Annotated in this window: 1 protein-coding gene; it reads right to left on the bottom strand. The window is 63.4% G+C overall.

The window, feature by feature from the left end:
* On the bottom strand, nt 1-4,661 hold a 4,661-nt coding region (locus FFS57_RS24355), incomplete at both ends, for an RHS repeat domain-containing protein (protein ID WP_137940419.1).

The raw sequence follows: 4,661 nt of genomic DNA, 5'->3' as shown, positions 1-4,661 counted from the left end.
GGTCTTGTTCCCGCGCGCATCATAGGTCAACAAGGTCAACATGCGCTTCTGGTCGATGGTGCCCACCATCCGCCCAGCCGCATCGAAGTACTGCCAACTATGAATCGCATTGCTGCTGTCGGCCCCCACCACCTTGTGGGTCAGCTGACCGGCCGCGTTGTAGGCGAACACCGTCTTCGGCCGGTAGCCACTGCGCACGTTGCCGGCGCTGTCGGCCACATCCCGGGCCGGGTCCAGTTGCTCCACCAGCCGACCGGCCACATCAAAGCGGAAGTCGGTGACGGCGACACCCCCCACCCCGGCTGGACGCTGGTTTGGGTTGAGGCTGGCCAGGTCGAGTTGACCCAGGTAAGCCCGTTGTTGCAACACATTACCGCTGGCGTCGTAGTCCAGTTCGGTCAGGTAGCCGGCCGCATCCACCTTGGCCACCACCCGGCCTGCCGCATCGAAGTACTGCAGGGTGCGACGGCTATCCTTGTCGCGGCTGTCCAGGTCTTCGCCATAGGCGTTGTAGACATGGCTTTCTTCCGGGGTGATGACGGTCTGCTTGACGCCCGGGTTGACACGGTTGCGGTCGGTCAGTTCGGTGACCACGATGTCCGGGTAACGGACACGGGTGACCCGGCCAGCCAGGTCGTAGTCGCGGCGGATCAGCCGCGATTCGCCTTGCGGTGCAGCCGGCGGTTGCAGCGGGTCATGCGCGCTCGGGTCGAGGCGGGTCAGGTAGACGGTTTCTTCCGTGACTTGCCCGTAAGCGTTGTAACGATAGCGGTGCAGGACTTGATCGACGTCCAGTTCCGCCACCAGGCGGTTGCCCTGGTCGTAGTAACGGGTGGAACGGGCGCCATCCGGCTGGGTCAGTTGCACCACATTGCCAACGGCGTCGTACTGGTAGCGGGTTTCCAGCTGGTTGCCGCTGCCGTTCAACGATTGCCACGCGACGGACCGGGTTTCGGTCAGTTTGCGGTTGAGGTCGTCATAGGTGAAGCTGACGCTGCCCTTGGCATCGCTGGCGGTCTGTACCCGGCCACGGGCGTCGTAGCTGACGCTGCTGATCAGGTTGCCAGCACCATCGCGTTGTTCGACCTGGCGGTTGTAGCGGTCGAAGCGGAATTCGCTGCGACGGCCGTCCCCGTCAATATGCGCCACCAGGTTGCCCACTTTGTCGTATTCGGCACGGACGGTCAGTTTCAGCCCCGCCGGGTCGGTGATCTCGGTGATCTGGCGGTTGTCGCGGTCGTATTCCCAGACCGTGACACGGGCAGCGCTGGCCGGATTGCGGGTGTCCACTGCTTCCTGGCGCACTTTGTTGCCGGCCGCATCGTAGCCGAGGGTGGTCTTCAGGCCGGTCGGTTCCAGTTGGGTCTGCACCCGGCCGGCGGCGTCATAGCTGAGCTGGGTGACGCGCGGTTGGGCGGTGTTGGCGTAGGCACGTTGCTCCAGCACCTGGCCGGCGCCATCGCGGACATAGTCGGTGCGACTGCCGTCCGGCTGGGTTTCGCTGCGTACTTGGCCAGCCAGGTCGTATTGCCACTGGCTGAGCCGGTCGGTGGTCTGCTCGCTGACAGTCGGTGCCTGGAAGTCATCCAGATCCGCCACCGGGGTGCTGAGCAGGGTGGCGAACTGGCGGCTGGCCAGTTTGTTGCCGTTGAGGTCGTACTGGTAGCGAGTCACCGCACCGTGGGCGTCCACCCCCATCACCAACAGGTTGTCCTGGTCGTAATAGAAGCGGGATACGCGACCCAGCGCGTCTTGCTGCCAGATCAGGTTGCCGCGGCTGTCGTGACGGAAGCGGTTGGTGTTGCCGTCGGCATCGGTTTCGCTGAGTTTGCGGTTCAGCGCGTCGTAGTCGACATGGACGACATGCAGGCCACTGCCCGCTACACGGGGGACGTCGCCTTCCGTGGGGCGGGTGCTGCCGCTGGCGCCCAACCATTTGTCGGTCTGGTTGCCAAACACATCATAGTCGTAGCTGAAGTCCAGCCCACCATCGGTGTGCTCCCCCACCTGACGCAGGGCAGCATCGTAGCCATAGGTCCGGCTCAGCCAGATTTCCTGGCCATCGCGGGTGCCTTGCAGGCTGTCTTCGGCGATGACCTTGTCGGCAAACACCGGGTGATAGCGACGCTTGCTGCGCCCCCCTTCCGGGGTGGTGGTTTCCACCAGTCGACCGGCATTGTCGTACTGATAGGTGGTGGTGCGGGCCAGGGCGGTACCGGCCGCCTGGATCTTGGCGGTGCGGTTGCCCAGGCCGTCGTAACGGTACTCGGTGCGATCACCGACCCCGTTCACTTCGGCGGTCACCTGGCCGTTCAGGTCGTACTCGTAACGGGTGACCAGGGTGGCGGCACGGGCAGCCTTGGCGGCATCGTAACCACTGTCCCCCGCTTGCAGCAGGTAGACGCCGCTGCTGACACGGGTCTTCTGGCCGGCTTCGTCATATTCGGTCAGGCTACCGAAGCCTTCCGCGTCGATGACCTGGGTGGGTCGGCCCAACAGGTCGTAACGATAGCGGGTGGTGCGGGCCTCGCTGCCATCGGCCCGACTGAGGGTGCTGCTCACCAGCTTGCCAGCGGCGTCGTACTGGTTGTGGGTCAACCGGCCACCGGCGGTGAGCAGGGTCAATACTCGACCGGCGGCATCGTAGGTGTAGTGGGTGGTGGTCGGCTTGGCCAAGGCAGCTTTCGCCGCATCATAGCCGGCGTCCTGCGGGGTCAGCAGGTATTGGCCGATGGTGGCGCTAGCGCGGTTGCCGCGGTCGTCATAGGTGTAGCTGGTGGTGTAACCCAGCGCATTGGTTTCACTGCTGATGCGGTTGGCCGCGTCGTAACGCACCTGGGTCAGGCGGGCCTGGTGACCCTGGTTGCTACCTTCCACTTTCTCCAGACGATTGCCGACGCCGTCATAACGGTAGGTCGCTTCCACCCCATTGCCGTCGGTAGACTGGATCAAACGCTGATCATTGTCGTAACGGAACAGGTTGCGCGGGCCGCCTTCGCCGCCCAGACGGACTTCGACCTTGTTGCCGAAGGCGTCATAACGCAGTTGTTGCAGGCTGCCACTGCCGTTGATCTCGATGACCTGGTTGTCGGCATCGTAACGGTAGGTGGTGATGCGCTGGGCAAGGGTGCTGTCCGCTTCGCGCTTTTCTTTGAGGTTGCGGTTGTTGTCGAACTGCTGCGTTACGACATGGCCCAGGCCGTCTTCCTGACGGATCAGGTTGCCGACGTCGTCATACTTCAGCTGAGTGACGCTGAGGCGACCTTGGCCGGCCGCTTCGGTGCGGGTGATGACGCGGTTGGCGCCATCGTAGGCGTAGCGGGTATCGACGTTGAGGGCATCGGTGTCGCGGGTTTTGCGATTGGCCTTGTCGTAACCATAGGTGGTGCGACGGGCTTGCGCGGTGCCGCTGAACTCGATCTTCTCTTGCAGGTTGCCGGCAGCGTCATAGCCATAGGTGGTGACTTGGCCATCTACGCCGGTTTCGCTGAGCAACTGGCGGCGACCGTTGTAACGATAGCTGACGCTGAGGCCGCTGTCGCCATCACGGGGCACCGGTTCGCTGCCCGGGATGTCGCTGACGTTGCCATACACGGTGCGGCTGGCGACATTGCCTTGGGCGTCGTAACGGGTACGGGTCAGTTGGCCACCGCTGTGCAGGCGCCAGCTCTCGCGGCCCAGCGCGTCGTAACCCTGACGGGTGACTTGCCATTGGCTGGCGGCCAGGTCCAACGCTTTGCGTAAGGTGGTGCGATTGCCGGCCGCATCGTAGTCGTACTCGGTGCGGTAGCCTTCACCACTGACTTCCGCGGTTTGACGGTTGAGCAGGTCATAGTCGTAACGCCAGCTGATGGTGCGCTCGGCATTGCCGCTTTGTTTGATGCGCAGGTTGCCGAAGCTGTCGTACTGGTAGCGGGTGACCACAGTGCGGGCACTGGTTTCGCTGATCAGGCGGTTAACCAGGTCGTAACGCAGCTGCACGGTGTGGCCATTGCCATCGGTGTCGGCAATCCGGTTACCGACGGCGTCGTACTGATGCTTGACGCTGATCTGGTTGGCGTCGATTTCTTCCACCAGCTGTCGCAGGCTGTCATAGCGATAGGTGGTGGTCTTGCCGGCGCCATTGGTGAGGTGGGTGCGGTTGCCGACCGCATCGTAACCATAGCGGGTGACATTGCCTTCGGCATCGGTCTGGGTTTCCAGACGACGGTTGGCGTCATAGGTGTACAGCGTGGTGTGACCATTGCCGTCGGTGACGCTGGTCTTGTTACCCGCATGGTCGTAACCATAGACGGTGCTGCCGGCGACGCCGTCGATGGATTCTTCCACCAAGCGGTTGGCCGCGTCGTAACGATAGCGGTTGACCACGGCCGGTACGGTCCCGCCCACGTCGTACAGGCTGCTGCTGATGCGGTTACCGGCAGCGTCGTACGCATAGACCGTGCGACGGCCCAGTGCATCGGTGCTTTCCACCAACCGGTTCAGGGCATCGAAACGTTGCTGGCTGACCTGCTGGCCGGTATCGGTACTGCGCACCACATTGCCGAAACCGTCGTATTCGTTGCGGCTGACCTGGTTGAGGGCATTGGTGGTGCTTGTCAGCTGGCCGGCCCGGTCGTAGCCGTAGCGGGTCGCTTGATCGGCGGCATCCACCGTTGGCA

It is taken from the genome of Chitinivorax sp. B, from assembly GCF_005503445.1.
Classification (GTDB): domain Bacteria; phylum Pseudomonadota; class Gammaproteobacteria; order Burkholderiales; family SCOH01; genus Chitinivorax.
Note: the sequence above shows the minus strand (reverse complement) of the source record. Positions and strands in the feature narration are given on the sequence as shown.